A 24,561-nucleotide genomic window follows, 5' to 3' on the forward strand; every position below is an offset into this window, starting at 1 on the left:
ACCCTGCAGGAGCATGTCCCCCGAAGACACTCCTCCTCCTGCCGGGAGAAGGGGATTCACAGGAGAACCCATGAAAGAAACCAAACACGCGGCGGCGGATCCCGCCGCGCGCGCCGCCATGCATGAGGTCATGGCGGCGTTCGAGGCCTTCAAGGCGGCCAACGACGAGCGGCTGGCGATGCTGGAGAGCCGGCGCGGCGACGCCCTGCTCGAGGAGAAGGTGGCGCGGATCGACGCCTCGCTGCAGGCGGCGCAGGGGCGGATGGACCGGGCCCTGGCCGACGGCCGGCGTCCGGCGCTGGGCGGGGAGGGCGCCAAGAGCGCCGTTCCCGACGAGCGGAAGCAGGCCTGGGACGGCTATCTCAAGACCGGGCAGTCGTCGGCGCTGATCCTGGAGGCCAAGGGGCTTTCCGAAGGCGTCCCGACCGCCGGCGGCTATGTCGCGCCGCCCGAGACCGAGCGGCTGATCGAGCGGCGGCTGCAGATGTCCTCGCCGATGCGCGAGATCGCCACGGTGCGGACCATCGGGGCGGGCGTGTTCCGCAAGCCGGTGTCGACCGCGGGGATCGAGAGCGGCTGGGTCGCCGAGACCGCCGCCCGGCCCGAGACCGACCCGCCGGTCCTGGCCCTGCTCGAGTTCCCGGCGGCCGACCTCTACGCCAGCCCGGCGGCGACTCAGGCCCTGCTCGACGACGCCTTCGTCAACCTCGACGAATGGCTGGCCGCCGAGTGCGAGGACGCCTTCGCCGGCCAGGAGACCCAGGCCTTCGTCGCCGGCGACGGGGTCAACAAGCCGAGGGGCTTCCTCAGCTACGACAAGGTCGCCGACGCCGGCCAGGCCTGGGGCGAGATCGGCTTCATGCTCAGCGGCGCGGCCGGCGGGTTCGCGGCGGCCAACCCGGTCGACCGGATCATCGACCTGATCTACGCGCCCAGGGCCCAGTACCGGGCCAACGGCCGCTTCGTGCTGAACCGACGGACGGCGGCGACGGTGCGCAAGTTCAAGGACGCCGACGGCAACTACATCTGGTCGCCGGCCACGGCGCCCGGCGCGCCCGCGACCCTGCTCGGCTATCCGGTCAGCGAGATCGAGACCATGCCCGACCTGGCCGCGGGCAGCTTCGCCCTGGCCTTCGGCGACTTCGCCAAGGGCTATCTGATCGTCGACCGGGCCGGCGTCCGGGTCCTGCGCGACCCCTACAGCGCCAAGCCCTATGTGCTGTTCTACACCACCAAGCGCGTCGGCGGCGGCGTCCAGAACTTCGACGCCATCAAGCTGATGAAGTTCGCGGCGTCGTAGTTGCTCCTCCCCCGCAGGGGGAGGGGGGGCGCCGGAACGGTGGTGGAGGGGGCCTAAAGAGGCCGAACCTCCACCACAACGCGAGATGGCCTCAACCGTTTTGGGCCCCCTCCACCACCCTTCGGGTGGTCCCCTCCCCCAGGAGGGGTGAATTCACGGAGATACCCCATGCCTCCCATCACCCTCGCCGAGGCGAGGCTGTTCCTGCGCGTCACCGACGACGCCGAGGACGACCTGATCCGGTTGCTGATCGAGGCGGCGACCGGCCGGGTCGAGGCTTCCGTCGGGCTGGTCCTGGCCGATCCGGCGCCCGCGCCGCTGCGGCTGGCCATCCTGATGCTGGTCGCCCAGGCCTACGAGCACCGCGACGCCGGCGAGCCGCCGCTGTCGCTGGTCGAGCCCTGGCTGGCGTCCTGGCGGAGGGCGCGGCTGTGACCATCGCCGCCCTGCGCGCCCTGGCCGCCCTGGAGGCGCCGTCCGAGGCCGAGACCCTGTTCGGCGGCCGCTCGCGCAGCTGGTCCCAGGTCGCCGCCCTGTGGGTCGATCTGCGCCCCTCGGGGCATCGCGAGAGCCCCGACGCCGCCGGCCCGCCGCGCCTGGTCGAGACCGCCGAGGCCGAGGCGCGCGCCCACCCCGCCGTCCGGCGCGGTCGGCGGCTGAAGGCGGGCGGCGAGCCCTGGCGGATCGTCGCCGTCGTCCCGCACGCGGCCCGGCGCGGCCGGATCGTGCTGAAGCTGGAAAGGCATTGGCCATGAGCCCCGACCTGGCGCTGCAGCAGGCGCTGCTGGCGCATCTGCGCGCCGATCCGGCGCTGGCGGCCCTGCTCGGCGACCCGCCGCGCATCCATGACGCGCCGCCGCAGGCGCGCGTCTTTCCCCACCTCGTGTTCGGCCGCGCCGAGACCCGCCCCTGGGGCGGGCTGGACGGCGAGGGGCTGGAGCACGCCCTGACCCTGACCTGCCTGTCCCACTTCGACGGCGCCGAGGAGGCCAAGGCGGTGATCGCCGCCGTCCGCGCCCGGCTGCACGGCGCCGATCTGGCGCTGGACGGACATCGGCTGGTGAACCTGCGCGTGGCCTACGCCGACGTCTTCCGGGCGCCCGACTGGCGGCCCGTCGTCGGCGTCGTCCGGCTGCGGGCGGTGACCGAACCCCTCTGAAGGAAGGAGACCCTCGCATGGCCGCCCAACGCGGAAAGGACATCCTGCTCAAGATCGGCGACGGCGCGGACCCGGAAGGATTCGCCGCCGTGGCCGGGCTGCGGGCGCGGACGCTCTCGCTCAACGCCCGGTCCGTGGACGCCACAGACGGCGACAGCGCCGGCCGTTGGCGCGAACTGCTGGCTGGGGCGGGCGTGAAACAGGCGGCCGTCTCCGGGGCCGGGATCTTCCGCGACGCCGTCAGCGACGCGATGATCCGCGAGGCCTTCTTCGCCCAGGCGGCGCGGACCTGGCGGCTGGTCGTGCCCGACTTCGGGACGCTGCAGGGCCCGTTCCTGGTCACGGCGCTGGAGTACGCCGGCGAGCATGAAGGCGAGGCGACCTGGGCCCTGACCCTGGCCTCGGCCGGCGAGATCGTCTTCGAGGCCCTGCCGTGACCGCCGTCGCAAACGGCGCGAGGGGCGAGGCCGTGGCGACGCTGGGCGGGCGGCCGCGGCGGCTGTGCCTGACCCTGGGCGCGCTGGCCGAGCTGGAGACCGCCTTCGGCGCCGCCGACTGGCAGGCCCTGGCCGAACGGCTGCGGTCGCCGTCGGCGCGCGATCTGGCCGTCGTGCTGGCGGCGCTGCTGCGCGGCGGCGGGGAGGAGGGCGTGGACGTCGTCGCCCTCGACGCCCGCGAGGCGGCCGAGGCGGTCGCCGCCGCCTTCCGGGCCGCCGCAGCGTGATCGCGACGCCCTGGCCCGCGCTGCTGCGGCTGGCCGCCTTGCGCTTCGGCCTGGCGCCCGAGGTCTTCTGGCGGCTGTCCGTCGTCGAATGGCGGGCGCTGGCCGAGGACGCCGCTCCCCAGACCCTGACCCGGACCGCGTTGGATGCGCTGGTTCGCGCCTATCCGGATGGACAGCCATGACCCAGTTCGACGACGGCGGGCTTGAGGGCCTGCCGCGGCAGGCGGCCGAGGCGGCGGCCGCCATGGAAGCCCTGCGCCAGCCGGCCGAGCGCGCCGCGTCCGCCATCGATGAGGCCTTCGGCAAGGCCGGCGACAGCCTGGCCCGGTCGCTGTCGCGCGCCGCGGCCGATGGCAAGGTGACCCTGGCCGAACTGGCCGAGGCGGTGATCGCCGCGGTCAACGCCGCTGCGGGCGCTGGCGGCGGCGGGCGCGGCGGCGGACTGGCGGAGGCGCTGTCCGCAGTCCTGAGCGGCGGCGGCTTCGGCGGGGCCCGGGCCGACGGCGGCGGGGTCCTAGGCGGTCGCGCCTATCTCGTCGGCGAGCGCGGACCCGAAGTCTTCCGGCCGGCCGGAGCTGGGACGATCGAGCCCGCGGCCGGCGGCGGCGCGACGATCAACGTCACCGTCCGGGGCGAGGGCGGCGCGGCGCTGCTGCGCTCCGAGACCCAGATCGCCGCCGCCCTGGCCCGGGCGGCGAGCCTGGGCGCGCGGAACCTTTGACGCCACGCGCCGCCGCCGCAACAATGGCGCCGCAATTCTGCTCCGGATATCGCGCAGGATCGTGCGTTCGCTTGAGTCAGAGGGGGTCCCCTATGAGGTCCGTCGCCGCCATCGTGCTGGTCCTGGCCATGGGCGCGACGCCCGTCCTGGCGGCCGAGCCCGCCGACGCGCCCATGTCGACGGCCGGCGCCAGTGGGACGCCGCCGATGGACACCGCGACCCAGATCGAGCGCTATCTGGCCGACGCCGCGGCCGAGCCCGTCCGGTCGGCGGCGGCGGCGGAGCGCGACTCCGGCCCGCGCAAGATCCATGGCGAGGTGTCCGTGTCCGTCGGAACCGGCGGCTATCGCAGCGGCTACCTCACCGCCGACATTCCGGTCGGCGAGCGGTCGACGGTCGGCGTCGCGGTGGGCCACACCGACTTCGGCCGCAACGGCGGCTACTACGGCTACGGCGGTCCGGTCTCGCGTTGCCTGAGAGGCCCCGACGGATTCGCCGCCTCCCGCGCCCCGACCTGGAACGACCCCGCCCGGCTGGCGTCGCCATCCTACGGCTGCCCCCTGGACTGAGGCGCCGCTTAACGCCGCGTTGACAGGTCGCGCCGAAGGACTAGCGTGCGCGTGAGGCTTTCAGATCGGGGGACCTGATGACTCACGACCACGTCGCGCCGCAGCCGTTCAACGGCTTTGCGCTCGGTTCTGCGGTGCTCGGCAATCTGTCGCTGCTGGCGGCCTGGATACCCATTCTCAACCTGGCGGTCATCGTGCCCGCCGCCGTCGGCCTGACGTTCGGCGTGCTCGGCCTGCGCCGGTCCGGCGGACGGGGCATGGCGATCAGCGGCATCGTCGCCTCGAGCGCCTCGCTGATCCTGGTCGTGGTGGCGCTCGGCCTGTTCGCCGTGGTGGTTTTCCGCCTCCGACCGGCCTGACCGCCGGCCTCCATCCTGCTCTTCCACGGCCCGCCTCGCGCGGGCCTTTTCGTGTCTGGAGCCCGTCATGTCCTTTCATGAGGCGCGCCTGCCCGCGCGGCTGGCGTTCGGCTCGACCTGCGGCGTCGAGCGCCGCACCGAGGTTGTCACGCTGGCTTCCGGCTTCGAGCGACGGTCGACGCCCTGGGCGCACGGCCGCCGCCGCTATCTGATCGGCGCGGGCGTGCGGTCGCTGGACGATGCGGCGGCGCTGGTCGCCTTCTTCGAAGCGCGTCGCGGCCGGCTGTACGGATTCCGCTTCAAGGACTTCGCTGACTTCAAGTCCTGTGCGCCGTCCGCCGATATTTCTCCATTGGATCAGAACCTTGGCGTCGGAAATGGAGAGCGTTTCGAGTTTCCGCTTCGCAAGGCCTACGGCGGCGACGGCCCCGCGCGGACGATCCGCAAACCGGTGGTCGGATCCGCCCGGGTCGCGGTCGATGGCGTCGAGACCACAGCCTTCGCCGTCGATGCGACGACCGGTCTGGTCACGCTGGCCGCGCCGCCGCCGACGGGCGCCGTCGTCACTGCCGGCTTCGCCTTTGACACCCCGGTCCGATTCGACGCCGACCGCATCGACGTGACCCTGGAGAGCTTCCAGGCCGGCCGCGTCGTCGCCGTCCCGCTCATCGAGGTGCGGATCTAGTCCGCCGAGAGGTTTCCATGAAGGACGCACCGCCGGCGCTGGCGGCCCGGATCGAGTCCGGCGCCGCGACGCTCTGCCATGCCTGGCTGCTGACCCGTCGCGACGGGCGGAGGCTGGGCTTCACCGACCATGATCGGCCGCTCGACCATGGCGGCCTCACCTGCTCCGCCGCGAGCGGCTGGACCGCAGGCGCGGCCGACACGGCGCTCGCCTTCTCCGGGGCCGGATCGGCCGTCGCGGCGGGCGGCCTTGACGATGCGGCCGTGACCGAGGCCGACATCCGGGCGGGGGCCTATGACGGCGCGGACCTGGAATGTCGCCGCGTCGACTGGGAGCGTCCGGACCTCTTCGTCATCCTGTGGCGCGGCCGGATCTCGCGGCTGCGGCGCGAGGGAGCGGCGTTCGAGGCCGAGATCGAGGGGCCGCTGGCCGCGCTCGACCGCACGGCCGGACGGCTGTTCGGACGGCTGTGCGACGCCGCGCTGGGCGACGCGCGCTGCGGGGTCGCGGCGGACCATCCGAGCGTGGGCCTGGGATGCGACAAGCGTTTCAGCACCTGCTCAGGCCGTTTCGGCAATGTGCTGAACTTCAGGGGCTTCCCGTCCATTCCGGGCGGCGACTTCCTGACCGCCCATCCCGGCCCGGGCGAGCGTCACGACGGCGGCAGCCGACGTGGATAGGGCGCGCGTGGTCGCCGCCGCCCGCCGCTGGATCGGCACGCCCTATCGGCATCAGGCGAGCCTGAGGGGCGTGGGCTGCGACTGCCTGGGCCTGGTCCGCGGCCTGTGGCGCGAGCTGGCCGGCGATGAGCCCGAGCCGCCGCCGCCCTATCGTCCCGACTGGGCCGAAACCGATCCGACGGAGCGGCTGCTCGCCGCCGCGGAGCGACATCTGAGGCCCGTTCCGATCGATCAGGCCCGACCCGGCGACATCCTGCTGTTCCGCATGAGCCCGGACGCCTGCGTCAAGCATTGCGCCGTCCTGTCGGCGACCGTCGGGCCCGGCGCGCCCGATCCGCGCATCGTCCACGCCTATTGGGGACGGGCGGTGGTGGAGAGTTGGCTCGGCCCTTGGTGGCGACGCCGGCGAGCGGCGGCCTTCGCCTTTCCCTTCGTGAACGAGTGAAGCCATGGCTCAGGTGATCTTCTCGCGTGTCGGCGACGCGGTCGGCGGCGCGCTCGGCGCAGCCATCGGGGCCCAGATCGGCGGCGTCCTCGACGGCCTGCTGATCTCCGCCTTGACCCCGCCGCGACGGACCGGTCCGCGCATCCGCGATCTGGCTCTGACCTCGACGACGGAGGGGGCGCCGATGGCGGCGGTGTTCGGCCGCGCCCGGGTCGCCGGCCAGCTGATCTGGGCGGCGCGGTTCCGCGAGCGGCGGGTCGAGCGCCAGGTCGACGGCGGCAAGGGCGGTCCCCGTGCGACCGAGTCCCACTACAGCCTGTCGTTCGCCGTCGCCCTGGGTGAGGGGCCGATCGACGGCCTGGGGCGGGTCTGGGCCAACGGCAAGCCGATGGACCTGGACGGGGTGACGATGCGGCTGCATCGCGGAACCGAGGACCAGACGCCGGATCCCCTGATCGAGGCGGTCGAGGGAACGGCCCCGGCCTATCGCGGCTGCGCCTATGTGGTGTTCGAGGACCTGCCGCTGGCGGCCTATGGCGATCGGCCGCCGCAGCTGGCGTTCGAGGTGTTCCGCCGTCCGGTCGGCGAGACGGCCGGGCTGGAGGATCGCCTCAAGTCCGTCTGCCTGATCCCCGGAGCCGGCGAGTTCGCCCTGGCGACCCAGGTCGTCCGCCGCCAGGACAGCCTGGTCCGCACCGCGCCCGAGAACGTCAACAACGCCGAGGGGCGGCCCGACCTGCTGGTCTCGCTCGACCAACTGCAGGCGCAGCTGCCGGCGCTGGAGGAGGTGGTGCTGGTCGTCGCCTGGTTCGGGACCAGCCTGGACGCCGGCGTCTGCGCGTTCCGGCCGGGCGTCGAGACGGCCGGCAAGCCGACCCGGCCGTTCGCCTGGCGGGCAGGGGGCGTCGACCGGAATGCGGCGCACCGGATCTCGACCCTGGAGGGCGGCGGCCCGGCCTATGGCGGCACGCCCGCCGACGAGGCGGTGGTCCAGGCGATCGTCGAGCTGAGGCGGCGCGGACTGAAGGTGACGCTCTACCCGTTCGTGCTGATGGATTGCGACGGCTATCCCTGGCGCGGACGCATCACCGGCGGGGTCGACGACGTCGCGGCGCTGTTCGGCGGCGCCGGGCCGGGACATTTCTCGGACGACGGCCGGACGACGGCCTACCACGGCCCGGCGGAGGACTGGGGGTGGCGGCGGATGATCCTGCATCACGCCCGGCTGGCCACGCTGGCCGGCGGGGTGGACGGCTTCCTGATCGGGTCGGAGATGGTCGGGGTCACCACGATCCGCGGCCCGGCGCGGTCCTATCCGGCGGTCGAGGCGCTGCGCGGGCTGGCCGCCGACTGCCGCGCCGTGCTCGGGACGGGAACCGCCATCGGCTACGCCGCCGATTGGACGGAGTATTTCGGACATCAGCCGGCGGACGGAAGCGGCGACGTGGCCTTCCACCTTGATCCGCTGTGGGCCGACCCGGCGATCGACTTCGTGGGGATCGATTTCTACCCGCCTCTGGCCGACCAGCGCGGACCCGACGCCGCAGAGATCGAGGTCGCCGGCGGCGAGGGGTTCGACTGGTTCTACGCGACCGAGGCCGACCGGACGGCCGGACGGCGGCGGCCGATCACCGACGGCGCCCATGGCGAGCCCTGGGTCTTCCGGCCCAAGGACCTCGTCGGCTGGTGGTCGAACGCCCACCACGACCGGCCCGGCGGCGTGCGGTCGCCGACCTCCACAGCCTGGGTCCCGCGCGGCAAGCCGATCCGCCTGATCGAGTTCGGCTGCGCCGCCGTGGACAAGGGGGCCAACGCCCCCAACGCCTTCATCGACCCCAAGAGCGCCGAGAGCCGGCTGCCGCCCTTCTCGAACGGGGCGCGCGACGACCTGGCGCAGCGGCGGACGCTGGAGGCGGCGCTGGCCCATTTCGCCGCGCCGCCGGCCAATCCGGTATCGGAGGTCTACGGAGGGCCGATGGTCGAGGCGATGAGCGCCTGGTGCTGGGACGCCCGGCCGTTTCCCGATTTCCCCGCCCGCGCCGGCCTGTGGAGCGACGGGCCGAACTGGGCGCTGGGCCACTGGCTGAACGGCCGGGTCGGCGCCGCGCCGTTGGGCGCCCTGGCCCAGACCCTGGCCGCGCGGGCGGGCGTCGCCCTCGACGTCGGCGACGCCGCGGGCGTGACGACCGGCTGCGTGCTGGAGGGGCCGACGCGCCTGCGCGATGCGCTGGAGCCGCTGGCCGCCTGCCTGGGCTTCGACGTCGCCGAACGGTCGGGGCGGGCGGCTCTGACGGCCCGTGACGGCGGCGTCGCGATCACGCTGACCGAGGACGACCTGGCCCGGCCCGAGACAGGCGAGGCCCTGGCGGCGCGCCGGACGCTGCCGGCCCCGCCCGACGTCATGGTCCTGCGCTTCATCGACGAGACCGCCGGCTATCAGACCGGATCCCTGACGGTCCGGCGCGAGTCCGTCGACGCCGGCGGGGTCGCCGGCGCGGACCTGCCGCTGGTCATGGCCGCGCCCCAGGCCGAGGCGGTCGGGCGGCGGTTGCTGGCCCGCGCCGAGGCTGCGCGGGACGAGGCGACCGTCCATTTGGCGCCGCTGGCGGCCCTGCGGCTGGAGGCCGGCGACCGCCTGCGCCTGCCGGGCTATGCGCGGCTGTGGCGCGTCGAGCGGCTGGACCTGGATGAACGGCCGCGGGCCCTGCTGAGCCTGTGCGAGCCGCCGGCGCCTGCCGGGGGATCGCCTGACTGGACGCCGGGGCCCGTGATCCAGCCGCCGGGGCCGCCGGTCCTGCACCTGCTCGACCTGCCGCTGCTGCCGGGCGCGGAGACGGACCGGCGCCTGATGGCCGCCGTCGCGGCGGAGCCCTGGCGCGCCTGCGATCTACATGCCGGCGCGGCGGCGGACGCCCTGACCCTGCGCGGCCGGGCAGGGGCGCCCGCGAACGTCGGCGTCACCCTGAGCCCGCTGCCGGCCGGGCCGCTGCATCGCTTCGACAGGACGGCGCGGCTGACCGTCCGGCTGGAGGGCGCGCCGCCGCAGAACCGATCGCGCGCCGCGGTGCTGGGCGGGGCCAACGCCCTGGCGGTGCAGGGGGCGGGCGGCGACTGGGAGATCCTGCAGTTCCTGTCGGCCGAGCCTGTCGCGCCGGACGTCTGGGTCCTGTCGGGCCTGCTGCGCGGCCAGGCCGGCAGCGAACCGGCGATGGCGGCGCTGACGCCGGCCGGAGCAGCCGTCGTCGCGCTGGACGATGGCCTTGTCCGCGTCGAGACGGCGCTGTTCGAGCGCGGGGTCCCGCTGCTCTGGCGCGCGGCGCCGGCCGGCGCGCCGCCGGGCGGAGAGGCGGCCAGCGAGACGATCGCCGTCTGGCGCGGCCTGGCGGACCGACCCTGGGCACCCGCTCACCTCCGCCGGGAGACGCTGGCGGACGGGGCGGTGCGGTTCCGCTGGATCCGCCGCGCCCGGATCGGCGGCGACGGCTGGGAGGCGGAGCCGCCGCTGGGCGAAGAGACCGAGCGCTACCGGATCGAGTTGCTCGTCGACGGCGCGGTCGTGCGCCGGGCCGAGACCGAGGCGCCGGTGTTCGCCTGGACCCCGGCGATGCAGGCGGTCGACCGCCCCGGCGGCCTCCCCGACCCGGTGGTCGTCCGGCTCGCCCAGTTTTCGTCGGCGTTCGGCTGGGGCGCCGTCACTGTCCGCAGCCTGTGGCGTTAAAGGGCCGGAGGCTCTATCAGGGGAGCCGAGATTCCACCGGCGAGGCGAGTTTGGCAGGCGATCCTTACGCAGAACTGGGCGTCCCCCGGAGCGCCAGCCAGGACGAGATCCGCAAGGCGTTCCGCAAGCTGGCCAAGCAGTACCATCCGGACGCCAATCCCGGCGACAAGAGCGCCGAGGAGCGCTTCAAACGCGTCTCGGGCGCCTTCGACATCGTCGGCGACGAGGATAAGCGCCGGAAGTTCGACCGCGGCGAGATCGACGCCGACGGCCGCGAGCAGCATGGGGGCTTCGGCGGCGGTCCCTTCGGCCCCGGCGGCGCCTCGGGCGGTCGCTATCGCCCTGGCCCGGGCAGCCCCGGGTTCGAGGGCATCGACATCAACGACATCTTCGGCGAGGCCTTCGGCCGCGGCGCGGGCGGCGGCCGGGGCGGCGGCTTCGGTTTCGGCGGCTCGTCCAAGGGCGCGGACCTGCGCGCGCGGCTGGACGTCGACCTGGAGGACGCCATCCGCGGCGCCAAGAAGCGGATCGCCTTCTCCGACGGCCGGACCCTGGACGTGAACATCCCCAAGGGCGCCCAGGACGGCCAGACCTTGCGGCTGAAGGGCCAGGGGGCCCAGGGACGCGGCGGAGCCGGCGACGCCCTGATCGAGCTGGCGATCCGGGTCCACCCGCTCTATCGGCGCGAGGGCGCGACCCTGACCATGGACCTGCCGATCTCGGCGCCCGATGCGATCCTGGGCGGCAAGGTCGAGGCGCCGACCCCCGACGGTCCGGTGTCGTTGACGGTTCCGCGCGGCTCCAACAGCGGCGCCCAGCTGCGGCTCAAGGGGCGGGGCTTCATCGACGCCAAGGGCAAGCGCGGCGATCTGATGGCCCGCCTGGTCGTGACCCTGCCCGAGGGGCCTGATCCCGAGTTGGAGAAGTTCGCCGAGCGCTGGCGCAAGGAGCGGCCCTATCAGCCGCGGCGGCGCTAGGGGCGGAACGAAAGAAAAACATTCCCGAAAGTCAATTGACGTGTATATTCACGTCAGGAGACGAGAATGACCAAATCGGCCAAGGCGTCGACGCCGGCGCCGCTCCCGTCGATGGAGCTGCAGACCTTCTCGAACGAAGCTGATCGCCAGCGTCTGAGCGCCGCCGCGATCAAGGCGTTTCGTTCCATGGCCAGGATCTGGGACCTGTCCAACGCCGAGGCGGCGTCGCTGCTCGGCGTCTCGTCGAGCACCTGGGACCGGATCAAGGCCAGCCGCTGGGACGGTGCGCTGGGGCAGGACCAGCTGACCCGCGTGTCGGCCCTGGTCGGGGTCTACAAGGGGCTGCACCTGCTGTTCGCCGACGACATGGCCGACCGATGGCCGCGCCTGCAGAACCGGGGCCCGATCTTTGAGCGGGCGACGCCCATCGAGGCGATGATCGAGGGCGGCATACCGCGGATGCTGGAAGTGCGCCGGTATGTCGACGCCGTTCGCGGCGGACTCTGAGCGCCCGATGCTGGAGGGGCTCCCGGTCGTTCGAGAGGCTTTCGCCAGGACGGTGCGGCTGGTGTCGACGGCCCGCTTGCGGGCATCCGTTCTCAACGCGCTGGTGGATGAAGACGACCTCGAGGCGCTGTCCGAGATCGAAGCCGCGACCAGTACGCGCCTGGTGGCTCAGGATCGCGGCTTCGAAAGCCTCCACGCGAACGAGTTCGTGTTCAACGTGCCGCACGCCAAGTTCGTCAACGCGTGTTTCGCCTATGCAAAACCGCGGGAGCTGAATCGGTTCAACGGACCGGGCCGGGGCGCGTGGTACGCAGCGCTCGCCGTAGAGACCTGTCTGGCCGAGGTGGTCCACCACATGACGGAAATGCTTGCCCGGACAGGGGAGTTTCGGGCCGTGGTCGAGTATGCCGAAATGCACGCCAGCCTGGCCGGGGAGTATGTCGATCTTCGCCAGCTCCCGGACCATCCCTGCCTGCATCCCGACGCCGTGCTGGCCTATCCGCGCGGCAATGCGCTGGCCGAGGCCGCGCGCGCGGTGGGCCTCAACGGGATCATCTATCCGTCGGTGAGGCATTCGGGGGGGACATGTTTCGCGGCTCTATGGCCGCACGCCGTGCAGTCGGTTGCGCCTGGAAGCGTCTACAGGATCGAATGGAAGGGCGGGCCGGAGCCCCACGTCGCCACGGTCAGCGGTGACCTGCCTTGACCCCTTGGCCGCTCTGGCGTGACAGGCTGTCGCACGCTCTTCATAAAGGGTCTATTCAGCCGGCATTCAGCCGTATGCGCTTATCTCCCTTGGGCATGAAACGCTTCCTCGTCCTCTTTGCCGCCGCGCTGATCGGCGCCGGGTCCCCGGCGGCGACGACGATCGCCTGGGCGCAGGGCCGCGGGCAGTACGACGACCGCGACGACGACCGCGGCCGGCGGGGAAACCCGTCCGACGACGGATGGTCCCGCGGCGGCGATGCGCGCGGCGGCCGTCTGGTTCCGCTGGAACAGGTGATCCGCGGAATCGCCAGATCCAGCCCCGGGCGGCTGCTCGACGCGGGCCTGGAAGGCGGCGACCGGCCCATCTATCGCGTGCGCTGGCAGACCAACGACGGCCGGAGGATCGACTACATCGTCGACGCCCGCACCGGCCAGATCATCGGACGGGACTGAGGACATCATGCGCATCCTGCTGGTCGAGGACGATCCGGACCTGACCCGTCAGCTGAAGCTGGCCCTGGCCGACGCCGGCTACGCCGTCGACCACGCCGGCGACGGCGAGGAGGCCCATTACCTGGGCGAAGCCGAACCGTACGACGCGGTGATCCTCGACCTGGGCCTGCCCAAGGTCGACGGCGTGTCGGTGCTGGAGCGCTGGCGGCGCGAGAGCATCGCCACGCCGGTGCTGATCCTGACGGCGCGCGACAACTGGAGCCAGAAGGTGGCCGGGTTCGACGCCGGCGCCGACGACTATCTGACCAAGCCGTTCCACACCGAGGAGCTGCTGGCCCGCCTGCGCGCGCTGCTGCGCCGGTCGGCCGGCCACGCGACGCCGAACCTCAGCTGCGGGGGCCTGCGCCTCGATCCGCGCTCGGCCCGCGCCAGCGTCAACGGCGAGCCGCTGCGCCTGACCTCGCTCGAATACCGCCTGCTGCACTACATGATGATGCACCAGGGGCGGGTGATCAGCCGGACGGAGCTGGTCGAGCATCTGTACGACCAGGACTTCGACCGCGACTCCAACACCATCGAGGTGTTCATCGGCCGCGTGCGCAAGAAGGTCGGCGCCGACCGCATCGAGACGGTGCGCGGCCTCGGCTACCGGCTGGTGGCCCTCGAGGGCGAGGACGCCGGGTGAAGCTGCCCAGGCTGCCGGGTCTGAGCGGCCGCTCGCTGGTCGGGCGGCTGGTCCTGCTGGCGGCCGGCTGGAGCGTCGTCGTCCTGATCGTGACCGGGTTGGCGCTGACCGCCTTCTTCCAGCAGGCGGCGTTGCGCCGCTTCGATCAGGGGCTGATCGAACTGACCGAGGTGCTCAACGCGGGCATCAACATCAAGAACGGCGAGGTGGTCGTCCCGCCCGTGAACGACACCCGGTCGGGACGGGCCTTCGCGGGACGCTATTGGGAGATCGCGGAACACGGCAGTTCGGGGAAGATCCGTGCGATCAGGAAATCCCATTCCCTGTTCGACACCGAGCTGAAGGTCAGCGACGACGTCATCGCCGGCATCGCCGCCCAGCCGGGAACGGCGATCTACTTCAACACCATCGGGCCGCTCGATCAGCCGTTGCGGGCCAGCGGCATGCAGGTGCAGCTGGACGACCGCGCGCAGCCGGTGATCATCCTGGTGGCCGAAGACCGCTCGCCCATCGACCGGGAGGCTGAGCGTTTCGCCCTGATGACCGGCGCCGCCCTGCTGGCCCTCGGCGCGGGCATCCTGGCCGCCGTCTTCCTGCAGGTCCGGATCGGCCTGCAACCGCTGTTCAGCCTCAGGCGCGAGGTGGCCGAGGTCCGCAAGGGCCGGGCCGAACGGATCGAGGGCGACTATCCCACCGAGCTCGAACCCCTGGCCCGAGAGCTGAACGCCCTGGTCGCGCACAACCAGGACGTGGTCGAGCGTCAGCGCACCCACGTCGGCAACCTGGCCCACGCTCTCAAGACGCCGTTGTCGGTCATGCTGACCGAAGCGCAGCAGCAGCCCAGCCAGCTGTCCGAGGTGGTGACCCGCCAGGCCGAGGCCATGCGGAACCATGTCGAGCACCACCTGCGCCGGGCGCGGGCGGCGGCTCGTAGCCAGAGCATGGGCGAACGCACCCTGGTCGAGCCGGTCATCGACGAACTGGCGGTGACGCTGGAGCGGATATTCCAACGCAAGGGGGTCGAGATCGACTGGCGATGCCCCGACGACCTCTGCTTCCGCGGCGAGAAGCAGGACCTGATGGAGGTCGCCGGCAATGTGATGGAAAACGCCGGCAAGTGGTGCAAGGCCAAGGTGCGGGTGACCGCCGAGATCGCCGGGCCGGAGACCCTGCTGCTCAGGGTCGAGGACGACGGACCGGGCTTGCCGGCGGAGCGGCGAGGCGAGGTGCTCAAGCGCGGCGCCCGCCTGGACGAAAGCGCGCCCGGCTCCGGCCTGGGCCTGGCCATCGTCGACGAGCTGGCCCGGGCCTATGGAGGAACCGTGACGCTGGGCGACGCCGCGATGGGCGGGTTGAAAGTCGAGATCGTCCTGCCGCGGGCGGAAGCCTGAGAAACTCCGATTTCGGAAAGCTTTAACCCATAATGGGCAAGGCTGGGCGGCAGTAGGGTCAGGGGGACCCGTGGCGCGTGGGCCGATGCCGGGACTGACCGACGACAAGATCGCCCTGCTGAAGACCTTGGTGGCCGCCTCGCCGGACGAGGTCGTGCGCGGGCTCGAGAAGGCGGTCTGCAAGGAAGGGACGACCGGTCCGCTGGCCGCCATCGGCGCCCTGGTCGAGGCCGAGGCCGCCGACCGCCAAGTCCGCTTCACCACCTTCCAGCCCTTGGCGCCGATGTTCGGGCCCGAGGCCGGCGACGGGCGGGTCACCTTCCCGCGCGCCGCGCTGGGCCGGATCTGGCAAGGCCTGAAGGCCGACGTCCCGCGCCTGGTCGAGCAGGCGGTCGAGGCCTGCTACTACATCGATCCCGAAGAGCCCTGGCCAGCTGTCTTCGACACCCTGTGCCTGCAAGCGGCGAGCGGACTGAGGGCCGCGGAGACGCCGGACTACGTCTCCGCCGCGGCGGCCTGCGACGCCCGGCGTCCGGGTCTGTCGCAGACGCTGGTCCTGGCGCTGGAGATCGCGCCCATCGTGCGGCCGCCGCTGCTCAGGCTCGGCGAATGGCTGCAGCGCATGACCAACGAGCGGCGGGCGGTGGCGCGGCTGGCCTATCGCGACGCCGAGGCGGTGCGCCAGGGCGGCGGGCCACTGATGTTCGAGATGCTGGCCGCGCACCTGAAACAGCCCTGGACGATCCTGCGCATCGCCACCTCGATCATGGAGCATCCGGGCGAGCGCTACCTGGCGGCCTCCGAGCTGGCCCTGTTCGGCGATCGGGCGCTGGCCGACATCGAGGCCCAGGTCGAGCGGGTCCGGCACCTGCGGCCCGGCGCCGGCGTGGAGGTCGCGCTGGACGCCGCCCGGGCCGTCCAGCACGCGATCGACGAGACCGGCGAGTTCGATCAGTCCGTCCAGCTGTCGCGCGACGGCCCCTGGGGCCAGCGTCTGGCCCGGCTGAAGCACGGTCTGGCGGCGGCCGTCGAGGTCCGCCTGCGCGAGATCGACGAGGCGGTCGCCCAGGCCTTGCCCGTGGTGAAGGTGCGCTACTCCGGTCGACTCACCTCCACCGCACCCAAGCTGGACTCGCCCGCCGATGAGGCGGCGGTCGCCTGGGCCGTGGGCCTGCTGACCTTCGCCGCCGAGATCCGCAACTGCGCCACCGACGGCGGTTTCGGCGGCGTGCGCGGCAAGGTGCTGGAGACGATCGGCCAGCGGATCGACCATTACGTCGAGGACGTGCTCGAGCAGATTCGGCTGGGCGACATCGAGAACGACGAGATCGCCCGCGAGCATCTCGACGTCGCCGCCCGCCTGCTGACCTTGGTCCGGGACCGGCAGGCCGGGGCCATCGTCCGGCGCCGCGCGGCGGCGGCCTAGGCCTGGACCGTCTGGCCACTCGCTAAGCGGTCCGTGATCCGCTAAAGCCCCCTCATGTTCGCATTCTGGATCGCTGCGGCGGCGCTTTCTGCGGCCGTCGCCTGGCTGATGCTGCGCGGCGCCCGCGCGGCTGAGCGGCGCGTGGGCGAGGGCGATCCTGCGGTGGCCGTGCATCGCCGCCAGCTGGCCGAGATCGACGACCTGGCCGCCCGCGGCCTGCTGCCGGAGACCGAGGTGCGCGCCGCGCGCGCCGAGGCGGGCCGCCGCCTGCTGGCCGCGGCCGACGCGGCGGCCCCCGCGACGGGACTGGGCGGACGCCGCCTGGCCCTGGCCGCCACCATTGCCGCGCCGCTGCTGGCGGTGGGAACCTATGTCGCCGTCGGCTCGCCCGGAACGCCCGACCAGCCCTTCGCCCGCCGCCTGGCCGAGTGGCGAGCCGGCGACCCCGGGAAACTGGACGCGCCCCAGATCGCCGCCGTCCTGCGCGCCGTGACCGCCGAGCGGCCCAACGACGCCGAGGCTTTCCGCAACCTGGCCCTGGCCGAGATGGCGTCCGGCGACGTCCGCGCCGCGACCACCGCCCTGCGCCGCGCCGTCGCCGTCGCGCCCGACCGCGCCGACCTGTGGGCGGCCCTGGGCGAGGCCTTCGTCGCCGAAGGCGAGGGACAGGTGGGCGAGGACGCCCGCACCGCCTTCCGCGAGGCCGTCAAGCGCGATCCGAAGTCCCTGAGCGCCCGCTACTTCCTGGCCCGCGGCGAGATTGCCGAGGGCCGCGCCGCCGAAGGCCTGGCCGCCTGGCGCGCCCTGGCCGCGGACCTTCCCGTCGGCGACCCCAACCGCACCGCCCTGATCGCCGAGATCGCCCAGGTCGAGAAGACCGGAGGCCTCGCCGAACAGGGGCGGGAACAGGGGCCGGATGCGGCCGCGGCGCAGGCGCAGGCTCAGGCTCGAGCCCAGGGCGGCGAGGGGCTGCCTGACGCGGACGCCATCCGCGGCATGGTCGAGGGGCTGGCCGCGCGGCTGGAGGCCGAACCGAACGATCCGCAAGGTTGGGTGCGCCTGGTCCGCGCCTGGTCCGTGCTGGGCGAGACCGGCAAGCGCGACGCCGCCCGGGCCCGCGCCAAGACCCTGTTCAACGACGATCCCGACGTGCTGCGCGCGCTCGACCAGGCGGCGGAGGCCCCGCGATGAGCTTCTGGCCCAAGTCCCGAACCGCCCGGCGGCGGCTGACCGTCCTGCTGGCGATCGCGCCGGTGCTGGCCCTGGCCGTCGGCCTGACCATGTGGGGCCTGCGGGACTCGATCTCGCTGTTCTACACCCCGGCCCAGGCCCAGGAGGCCAAGGTGCCGGCCGGTCGGCATCTGCAGCTGGGCGGGCTGGTCGAGACGGGCAGCGTGAGGAAGCATCCCGACGGCCGGGTCGAGTTCGTCGTCACCGACAACCGCGCGACCTCGAAGGTGGTGTTCCAGGGCGACCTGCCCGACCTGTTCCGCGAGGGGCAGGGGATCGTCGCCGACGGCGCCTACGACGCGCAGGGCGTGTTCGTGGCCAAGCGCGTGCTGGCCAAGCACGACGAGAAGTACATGCCCAAGAACGTCGCCGACGCGATCAAGGAACAGGGCGAGTGGCGCGGGGACGAGTCTCCTTCCGCCGAGCGGGGTAGGGCCGAATGACCGCCGAACTGGGGGCGTTCGCCCTGGCCCTGGCGCTGGCCCTGGCCGTCGCCCAGATGGCGTTGGGCCTGGCGGGCGGCCGGCGGCCGGCGCTGGCCGGGGCGGCCGAAGGCGCCAGCGTCGGCGGCTTCCTGGCCGTGGCCGCGGCCTTCGCGGCGCTGGTCGTCGCCTTCGTCACGTCCGACTTCTCGGTGGCCAACGTCGCGGCCAACTCCCACACCGCCAAGCCGATGCTCTACAAGGTCGCCGGCGCCTGGGGCAACCACGAGGGCTCGATGCTGCTGTGGTGCCTGGCCCTGACCGGATTCGGCGCCGGCGTGGCCCTGTTCGGCCGGACGCTGCCGGCGGCGCTGAAGAGCCGCGTGCTCGGCGTGCAGGGCGCCCTCGGCGTTCTGTTCCTGGCCTACACCGTCTTCGCCTCGAACCCGCTGGCGCGGGTGGTGATGCCGCCGGTCGAGGGGCGGTCGCTGAACCCGCTGCTGCAGGACCCGGCGCTCGCCTTCCATCCGCCGTTCCTCTACCTCGGCTATGTCGGCTTCTCTGTGGTGTTCTCCTTCGCCGCGGCGGCGCTGATCGGCGGCCGGATCGACGCGGCCTGGGCCCGCTGGGTGCGGCCCTGGACCCTGGCGGCCTGGGCCATGCTGACCGTCGGCATCACCCTGGGCGCCTTCTGGGCCTACTACGAGCTGGGCTGGGGCGGCTGGTGGTTCTGGGACCCGGTCGAGAACGCCAGCTTCATGCCCTGGCTGATCGGCGCGGCCCTGCTCCACTCGGCCATCGTCACCGAGAAGCGCGGCGCGCTGGGCGGCTGGACCGTGTTCCTGGCCCTGGCGGCCTTCACCTTCTCGATGCTCGGGGCCTTCCTGGTGCGGTCGGGCGTGCTGACCAGCGTCCACGCCTTCGCCGTCGACCCCACCCGCGGGGTGCTGCTGCTGTCGATCCTGGGCGTGGCGGCGGGAGCGGGCTTCGCCCTGTTCGCCTGGCGCGCGCCGACCCTGCAGCAGGGCGGCGTCTTCGCCCCGGTCAGCCGCGAGAGTCTGATCGTCCTCAACAACATCCTGCTGACCGCCGCCACCGCGACGGTCCTGCTGGGCACCCTGTTCCCGCTGATCCGCGAGGCCGTCACCGGCGACACCGTCTCGGTCGGGCCGCCGTTCTTCGCCCTGACCTTCGTGCCGCTGATGGCGCTGGGGATGCTGCTGCTGCCGTTCGGCCCGCTGACCGCCTGGAAGCGCGGCGACGCGCGGGCGGCGGCCGACCGGCTGAAGCTGGCCGGGGCGATCACCGTCGCGGCCGGCGTCGCGACCTTCGCCGCCGTCGAACCGCGCAAGGCCCTGGCTTCCGCGGGCGTGGCGCTGGGCGTCTGGCTGATCGCCGGCGCCGTGGCCGAGGTGGCCGAACGGACGCGGATGTTCCGCGCGCCCTGGGCCGAGGTTCGACGTCGCCTGACCGGCCTGCCGCGCGGCGCCTGGGGCATGACCCTGGCCCACGCCGGCCTCGGCGTCTTCACCCTGGGCGCGGTGTTCGAGACCAGCTGGAAGGTCGAGGCGGCCGAGGCCCTGTCCCTCAACGGCAAGCTGTCCGTCGGCGCTTATGAGCTGACCCTGAACGAGGTCGGCATCGTCGAAGGGCCGAACTATCTGGCCGAGCGCGGGCAGGTGACGGTGACGCGCGGCGGCCGGACCGTCTGCGAGGCTGCGCCGGAGCGGCGCTTCTATCCTACCGGCGGCCAGACCACCTCCGAGGTCGCCCTATGCAATCGCGGCCTGGACCAGGTCTACATCGTGCTGGGCGAGCGGCGCGCGGGCGAGGGCGGCCAGCCGGCCTGGCTGCTGCGCGGCTATTTCAACCCGTGGGTCCAGCTGATCTTCCTGGGACCGCTGCTGATGGCGATCGGCGGACTGGTCTCGCTGTCGGACCGCCGGCTCCGCTTCGGCGTGGGGAGCAAGGCATGAGGCGGCTCGGCGCGCTGCTGACGGTCCTGGCGGCCGTGTTCGTGATGGGGGCGGCGTCCGACCCGTCCGAGCGGCTGCCCGACCCGGCCCAGGAGGCCCGCGCCCGCGACCTGTTTCGCGAGGTCCGCTGCCTGGTCTGCCAGAACGAATCCATCGACGATTCCGACGCCGATCTGGCCCGCGATCTGCGCAAGGTCGTGCGCGAGCAGGTGGCGAGCGGCAAGTCCGACGTCGAGGTGAAGCGCTTCCTGACTGACCGCTACGGCGAGTTCGTGCTGCTGAAGCCCGCGTTCAGCTGGGGCAACGCGGCGCTGTGGCTGACGCCGCTGCTGGCGCTGCTCGCGGGCGGGGTCCTGCTGGCGCTGCGGCTTCGACGGCCCGCGGCGCCCGAGCCCTTGACCGAAGCCGAGGAAACGCGTCTGGCGGCCTTGCTAGACGATGAGACGCCGTGACACGCTGGAGCATGCCCGGGCCGGACGAATGCGTCCGGACCGGATCGGCATGCTCCAGGTTCAAAAGGTCTAGAGCGCGTTCGGGCGGCGGAACCGCGTGCACTTCCGCCTAACGCGCTCTAGCGTCGCGTTCGTCGCCCTAGAAACGCCATGGTCGATGACGGAAAGATAACTTGAGAGCCCTTGTGCTCTTTGGCATCGAACGCAGATACGCAGAGGCCCCCGCTTTCGGGGACAGGAACGGATAGAAGATGGTCGCCAAGAAGACCGGATTTTTCGTGGGCGCCGTCGCCGGCGCGGGCGTCGCCGCCGCAGCGTTGGCGGGCGTGGGCATGAGGATGGCGCCGGCGCACGCCGCGCCGCAGCCGGGCGTGGTGCGCACGGCCGCCGCCGGTCCGATGATATTCGCGCCGCCGCCCGGCGCGCCGATGTCCTTCGCCGACATCTTCGAGAAGGTCTCGCCGGCCGTGGTCTCGATCGACGTGAGTTCGCGGGTGGACGCCCGCTCGCTGCAGTTCCGCGGCTTCCCGTTCGGCCTCGGACCGCAGGGGCCTCAGAACAAGCAGGGCGAGGAAGGCGGCGATGACGGCCAGCCGACCCGGCCCCGTCAGCAGTCGTCAGGCTCTGGCTTCTTCATCTCGGCCGACGGCTACATCGTCACCAACAACCACGTGGTCGAGGGCGCCGACGAGATCACCGTCACCCTCAAGGACGGCCGCGAGCTGAAGGCCACGGTCGTCGGCCGCGACGAGAACACCGACCTGGCCGTGATCAAGGTCCAGGGCTCGGACTTCACCTTCGTGAACTTCGAGAAGGGCGCCAAGCCGCGGGTCGGCGACTGGGTCATCACCGTGGGCAACCCGTTCGGCCTGGGCGGCACCGCCACGGCCGGCATCGTCTCCGCCTACGGCCGAAACCTGAACGACGACAGCTCGAGCTTCGTCGACTACGTGCAGATCGACGCGCCGATCAACCGCGGCAACTCGGGCGGCCCGACCTTCGACGTCTACGGCCGGGTGATCGGCGTCAACAGCGCCATCTTCTCGCCCACCGGCGGTTCGGTCGGCATCGGCTTCGCCATCCCGGCGGACGTGGCCGACAGCATCACCAAGCAGCTGATCAGCGGCGGCAAGGTGGTTCGCGGCTACATCGGCGCCCAGATCCAGAACTTCACCCCCGAGATGGCGCAAGCCATGGGCCTGGAAGGCGTCAAGGCCGCCGTCGTGGCCCAGATCACGCCCGGCGGCCCGGCCGAGAAGGCCGGCCTTCAGCGCGATGACATCGTCCTGTCGGTGAACGGCGTGGCGATCGACTCCTCGACCGCCCTGACCCGCCAGGTGGCCATGGGCCGCGCCGGCGAGGTTCTGCGTCTGGAGGTCATCCGCGACGGCAAGAAGCGCTTCATCGACATCCGCTCGGGCGTCCGTCCCTCCAACAAGGAGCTGGCCAGCGCGACCGGCGGCGGCGAGGAAGACGAGAACACGGGCGGCTCGAAGAAGGCCGAGAAGCCGTCGACGGCCCGCGTCAACGTGCTGGGCATGGGCGTGGCCCCGCTCGATGGGGCGGCCCGCACCCGCTACAGCATCGGTCCGGACGTCAAGGGCGTGGTCGTCGAGACCGTGCGCAGCGACTCCGACGCGGCCGAGAAGGGCGTGAACCAGGGCTTCGTGATCACCTCGGTGAACATGAAGTCGATCACCTCGCCCGGCGAACTGAGCACGGCGGTGGATGCGGCCAAGAAGGCCGGTCGCCCGACCGTCCTGCTGGGCCTCGCCGACCGGCGCGGGCAGACCGCTTTGGTGCCGGTCAAGATCGACTAGACTGCGTGCGGCCGGTCCGAGTCGGACCGGCCGCACTTCGCTCCGGGGGCCTCCGTCTATGCGTATTCTGATCATCGAGGACGATTTCGAAGCCGCCGAGGCGATGACCCGCGGTCTGGGCGAGGCCGGCTACGACTGCACCCACGCCGGCGACGGCGAGGCGGGTCTGGACGCCGCTCGCGCGGGCGAGTTCGACGTCCTCATCGTCGACCGCATGATGCCGAAGCTGAATGGGGTGCAGGTCGTCGAGACCCTACGCCGTGAAGGCGACGCCACGCCGGTGCTGTTCCTGTCCGCCCTGGGCGAGGTCGGCGACCGCGTCGACGGCCTGAAGGCCGGCGCGGACGACTATCTGGTCAAGCCCTACGCCTTCCCCGAGCTGATCGCCCGGGTCGAGGCCCTGTCGCGCCGTCGCGAGACGGGCGCCGTCGCGACGACGCTCAAGGTCGGCGACCTGGAAATGAACCTCATCGCCCGGACCGTGCATCGCGGCGAGACCGAGATTGACCTGCAGCCGCGCGAGTTCCAGCTGCTGGAGTTCATGATGCGCCACGCCGGCCAGTCGGTGACCCGCACCATGCTGCTGGAGAAGGTCTGGGAGTATCACTTCGATCCTCAGACCAACGTCATCGACGTCCATATCTCGCGGCTGCGCTCCAAGATCGACAAGGGCTTCGATCGGCAGATGCTGCAGACGGTCCGCGGCGCCGGCTACCGGCTGGATCCCTAGATCAGGCTCAATCCCCCCATGCGCCTGCCGCGCATCTTCCGCACCACCACCTTCCGGATGACGCTGCTGTTCCTGGCGGTGTTCACCTTCGCCGCCGCCGCCTTCCTGCTCTACGCCTGGCTGGCGACGGGCGGGGAGGTGAAGCGGCGCGCCGACGCCGAGATCACCCGCGAGATGAACTCGCTGGAGGCCATCTACCGGCGAGGCGGGGTCCAGGGTCTGAATGAGGCCCTGATCGAGCGTGGCGTGGGCGAGCGGCCGTTCCTCTATGTGCTGCTCGACAAGGACGGCAAGAAGATCACCGGCTCGATCGCGGAATCGCCGATCGAGAAGACCGCGCCGGGCGAGAACTGGGCCGACTTCCTGGTCACCGACACCGATATGGACGGCGCCCAGGTCCGGCGTCAGGCGCGGGGCCTGCAGGAGCGACTCGACGGCGGCGAGATCCTGTTCGTCGGGGCCGACATCGCCGAGTCCGAGGGCTTCGTCACCGGCATCAGCCGGGCGATCACCGGCGCCGGGGTGCTGGTCATCCTGCTGGGCCTGGCCGGCGGGGCGATCGTCAGCCGCAACGTCAGCCGCCACATGGCTGGACTGACCGACACCGTGGCGGCGGTTCGAGGCGGCGACCTGAAGGCGCGGGCCCAGGTGCGCGGCGCCCGAGACGAGTATGACGAACTGGCCGAGGGCATGAACGAGATGCTCGACCGGCTCGAGCGCTCAATGGGCGGCCTGCGCCACGCCGGCGACGCCATCGCCCATGACCTGCGCTCGCCCCTGACCCGTCTGCGCGCCCGCATGGAGGCGGCGCTGATCGAGGTCGAAGCCGGGAAGGGCGACCCGAAGCAGGCCCTGATCCAGGCGCTGGAAGACGCCGACGGGGTGCTGAACACCTTCAACGCCGTGCTGGCCATCGCCCGGCTGCAGGCGGCGGGCCAGGCTCCGGATCAGACGATCTTCGACCCGGGTCAGCTGGCCGCCGACATCGCCGAGCTCTATGAGCCGCTGTGCGAGGACAAGGGGCTGGACTTCAAGGCCGAGCTGACGCCGCAACTGACGGTGCGCGCCGCCCGGCCGATCCTGACCCAGGCTCTGGCCAACATCATCGACAACGCCATCAAGTACACGCCCGAGGGCGGGGCGGTGATGCTGCGCGTCCGCCGCCGGTCGTCGGGCGAGATCGAGTTCTCGGTCACCGACACCGGCCCCGGCGTGCCCGAGGAGCACCGCGCCCGCGTGGTCCAGCGCTTCGTCCGGCTGGAGAACAGCCGCAGCGAGCCGGGCAGCGGCCTGGGCCTGTCCCTGGTCGCCGCCGTGGCCGAAGCGCACGGCGGCCGGCTGGAGCTGGACGAGGGGCCCGGCGAATACAACGGCATGGGCCCGGGCCTGCGCGTGGCCCTGGTGCTGCCGCGGGCGGAGTAGGG

The 24,561-nt window shown here is 72.4% G+C and carries 28 protein-coding genes; all 28 read left to right on the plus strand.

The window, feature by feature from the left end; genetic code table 11:
- The first annotated feature begins 70 nt into the window (after positions 1-70).
- The 28 genes from CSW64_RS06745 to CSW64_RS06880 all read left to right on the plus strand — a co-directional run bounded on the left by CSW64_RS06745 (position 71) and on the right by CSW64_RS06880 (position 24,559).
- Positions 71-1,300 (plus strand): phage major capsid protein, encoded by a 1,230-nt coding sequence (locus tag CSW64_RS06745; protein ID WP_099621389.1) that lies wholly within the window; start codon positions 71-73, stop codon positions 1,298-1,300.
- 168 nt (positions 1,301-1,468) lie between these two features.
- Entirely contained in the window at positions 1,469-1,735 is a 267-nt protein-coding gene (locus CSW64_RS06750) for a head-tail connector protein (RefSeq protein ID WP_099621390.1), read from the plus strand.
- Positions 1,732-2,055: a phage head completion protein gene (locus tag CSW64_RS06755; protein WP_099621391.1), complete on the plus strand. Its 324-nt coding sequence runs from the start codon at positions 1,732-1,734 to the stop codon at positions 2,053-2,055. The genes CSW64_RS06750 and CSW64_RS06755 overlap by 4 nt, the downstream gene beginning before the upstream one ends.
- Complete coding sequence (locus CSW64_RS06760) at positions 2,052-2,459, plus strand: DUF3168 domain-containing protein (protein WP_099621392.1); 408 nt, start codon at positions 2,052-2,054, stop codon at positions 2,457-2,459. The genes CSW64_RS06755 and CSW64_RS06760 overlap by 4 nt, the downstream gene beginning before the upstream one ends.
- Before the next feature lie 17 nt (positions 2,460-2,476).
- Complete coding sequence (locus tag CSW64_RS06765; protein WP_099621393.1) at positions 2,477-2,896, plus strand: phage major tail protein, TP901-1 family; 420 nt, start codon at positions 2,477-2,479, stop codon at positions 2,894-2,896.
- Complete coding sequence (locus tag CSW64_RS06770) at positions 2,893-3,183, plus strand: GTA-gp10 family protein (RefSeq protein WP_099621394.1); 291 nt, start codon at positions 2,893-2,895, stop codon at positions 3,181-3,183. Before CSW64_RS06765 ends, CSW64_RS06770 begins: the two co-directional genes overlap by 4 nt.
- Positions 3,180-3,365, plus strand: a complete 186-nt coding sequence (locus tag CSW64_RS06775) for a phage tail assembly chaperone (RefSeq protein WP_245863850.1) — start codon at positions 3,180-3,182, stop codon at positions 3,363-3,365. Before CSW64_RS06770 ends, CSW64_RS06775 begins: the two co-directional genes overlap by 4 nt.
- Positions 3,362-3,904, plus strand: coding sequence for a phage tail tape measure protein (locus CSW64_RS06780; protein WP_099621395.1), 543 nt, complete (start codon positions 3,362-3,364; stop codon positions 3,902-3,904). The genes CSW64_RS06775 and CSW64_RS06780 overlap by 4 nt, the downstream gene beginning before the upstream one ends.
- A 92-nt stretch (positions 3,905-3,996) precedes the next feature.
- Positions 3,997-4,473 (plus strand): hypothetical protein, encoded by a 477-nt coding sequence (locus tag CSW64_RS06785; RefSeq protein WP_099621396.1) that lies wholly within the window; start codon positions 3,997-3,999, stop codon positions 4,471-4,473.
- Between the two features lie 77 nt (positions 4,474-4,550).
- Positions 4,551-4,832 carry a hypothetical protein gene (locus tag CSW64_RS06790; protein ID WP_099621397.1) on the plus strand — a complete coding sequence of 94 codons (282 nt, stop codon included), beginning with the start codon at positions 4,551-4,553 and terminating at the stop codon, positions 4,830-4,832.
- A 67-nt stretch (positions 4,833-4,899) separates the two neighbouring features.
- Positions 4,900-5,517, plus strand: a complete 618-nt coding sequence (locus tag CSW64_RS06795; RefSeq protein WP_099621398.1) for a DUF2460 domain-containing protein — start codon at positions 4,900-4,902, stop codon at positions 5,515-5,517.
- A gap of 17 nt (positions 5,518-5,534) precedes the next feature.
- Positions 5,535-6,197, plus strand: a complete 663-nt coding sequence (locus CSW64_RS06800) for a baseplate hub domain-containing protein (protein ID WP_099621399.1) — start codon at positions 5,535-5,537, stop codon at positions 6,195-6,197.
- 7 nt (positions 6,198-6,204) lie between these two features.
- Complete coding sequence (locus CSW64_RS06805; RefSeq protein ID WP_245863851.1) at positions 6,205-6,642, plus strand: C40 family peptidase; 438 nt, start codon at positions 6,205-6,207, stop codon at positions 6,640-6,642.
- 4 nt (positions 6,643-6,646) lie between these two features.
- Positions 6,647-10,360 (plus strand): baseplate multidomain protein megatron, encoded by a 3,714-nt coding sequence (locus CSW64_RS06810; protein WP_099621401.1) that lies wholly within the window; start codon positions 6,647-6,649, stop codon positions 10,358-10,360.
- Positions 10,361-10,410: 50 nt separating this feature from the next.
- Positions 10,411-11,337: a DnaJ C-terminal domain-containing protein gene (locus tag CSW64_RS06815; RefSeq protein ID WP_099621402.1), complete on the plus strand. Its 927-nt coding sequence runs from the start codon at positions 10,411-10,413 to the stop codon at positions 11,335-11,337.
- A gap of 66 nt (positions 11,338-11,403) precedes the next feature.
- Positions 11,404-11,844 carry an antitoxin Xre-like helix-turn-helix domain-containing protein gene (locus CSW64_RS06820; protein ID WP_216361245.1) on the plus strand — a complete coding sequence of 147 codons (441 nt, stop codon included), beginning with the start codon at positions 11,404-11,406 and terminating at the stop codon, positions 11,842-11,844.
- Positions 11,816-12,550 carry an RES family NAD+ phosphorylase gene (locus CSW64_RS06825; RefSeq protein ID WP_216361246.1) on the plus strand — a complete coding sequence of 245 codons (735 nt, stop codon included), beginning with the start codon at positions 11,816-11,818 and terminating at the stop codon, positions 12,548-12,550. The genes CSW64_RS06820 and CSW64_RS06825 overlap by 29 nt, the downstream gene beginning before the upstream one ends.
- Positions 12,551-12,645: 95 nt before the next feature.
- Positions 12,646-13,005 carry a PepSY domain-containing protein gene (locus tag CSW64_RS06830; protein WP_099621403.1) on the plus strand — a complete coding sequence of 120 codons (360 nt, stop codon included), beginning with the start codon at positions 12,646-12,648 and terminating at the stop codon, positions 13,003-13,005.
- Between the two features lie 7 nt (positions 13,006-13,012).
- The gene (locus CSW64_RS06835) at positions 13,013-13,690 is read left to right on the plus strand and encodes a response regulator transcription factor (protein WP_099621404.1); all 678 of its coding nucleotides are present in this window, start codon (positions 13,013-13,015) and stop codon (positions 13,688-13,690) included.
- Positions 13,687-15,081 carry an ATP-binding protein gene (locus CSW64_RS06840; protein ID WP_245863852.1) on the plus strand — a complete coding sequence of 465 codons (1,395 nt, stop codon included), beginning with the start codon at positions 13,687-13,689 and terminating at the stop codon, positions 15,079-15,081. Before CSW64_RS06835 ends, CSW64_RS06840 begins: the two co-directional genes overlap by 4 nt.
- Before the next feature lie 85 nt (positions 15,082-15,166).
- Positions 15,167-16,507, plus strand: a complete 1,341-nt coding sequence (locus CSW64_RS06845; RefSeq protein WP_099621405.1) for a hypothetical protein — start codon at positions 15,167-15,169, stop codon at positions 16,505-16,507.
- 54 nt (positions 16,508-16,561) lie between these two features.
- Complete coding sequence (gene ccmI / locus CSW64_RS06850; protein ID WP_099621406.1) at positions 16,562-17,698, plus strand: c-type cytochrome biogenesis protein CcmI; 1,137 nt, start codon at positions 16,562-16,564, stop codon at positions 17,696-17,698.
- Positions 17,695-18,180, plus strand: coding sequence for a cytochrome c maturation protein CcmE (gene ccmE / locus CSW64_RS06855; protein WP_099621407.1), 486 nt, complete (start codon positions 17,695-17,697; stop codon positions 18,178-18,180). Before ccmI ends, ccmE begins: the two co-directional genes overlap by 4 nt.
- A complete protein-coding gene (locus tag CSW64_RS06860; protein WP_099621408.1) occupies positions 18,177-20,135 on the plus strand; it encodes a heme lyase CcmF/NrfE family subunit in 1,959 nt (652 codons plus the stop codon). The genes ccmE and CSW64_RS06860 overlap by 4 nt, the downstream gene beginning before the upstream one ends.
- Positions 20,132-20,587, plus strand: coding sequence for a cytochrome c-type biogenesis protein (locus CSW64_RS06865; RefSeq protein ID WP_099621409.1), 456 nt, complete (start codon positions 20,132-20,134; stop codon positions 20,585-20,587). Before CSW64_RS06860 ends, CSW64_RS06865 begins: the two co-directional genes overlap by 4 nt.
- A 251-nt stretch (positions 20,588-20,838) precedes the next feature.
- Positions 20,839-22,407 (plus strand): Do family serine endopeptidase, encoded by a 1,569-nt coding sequence (locus tag CSW64_RS06870; RefSeq protein ID WP_099621410.1) that lies wholly within the window; start codon positions 20,839-20,841, stop codon positions 22,405-22,407.
- A gap of 58 nt (positions 22,408-22,465) precedes the next feature.
- Complete coding sequence (locus CSW64_RS06875; RefSeq protein ID WP_099621411.1) at positions 22,466-23,137, plus strand: response regulator transcription factor; 672 nt, start codon at positions 22,466-22,468, stop codon at positions 23,135-23,137.
- A gap of 18 nt (positions 23,138-23,155) precedes the next feature.
- Positions 23,156-24,559, plus strand: coding sequence for a sensor histidine kinase (locus CSW64_RS06880; protein WP_099621412.1), 1,404 nt, complete (start codon positions 23,156-23,158; stop codon positions 24,557-24,559).
- The last annotated feature ends 2 nt before the right edge of the window (positions 24,560-24,561 follow it).

Origin of the sequence: Caulobacter mirabilis (assembly GCF_002749615.1) — a bacterium.
In the GTDB taxonomy this organism is placed as follows: Bacteria; Pseudomonadota; Alphaproteobacteria; order Caulobacterales; family Caulobacteraceae; genus Caulobacter; species Caulobacter mirabilis.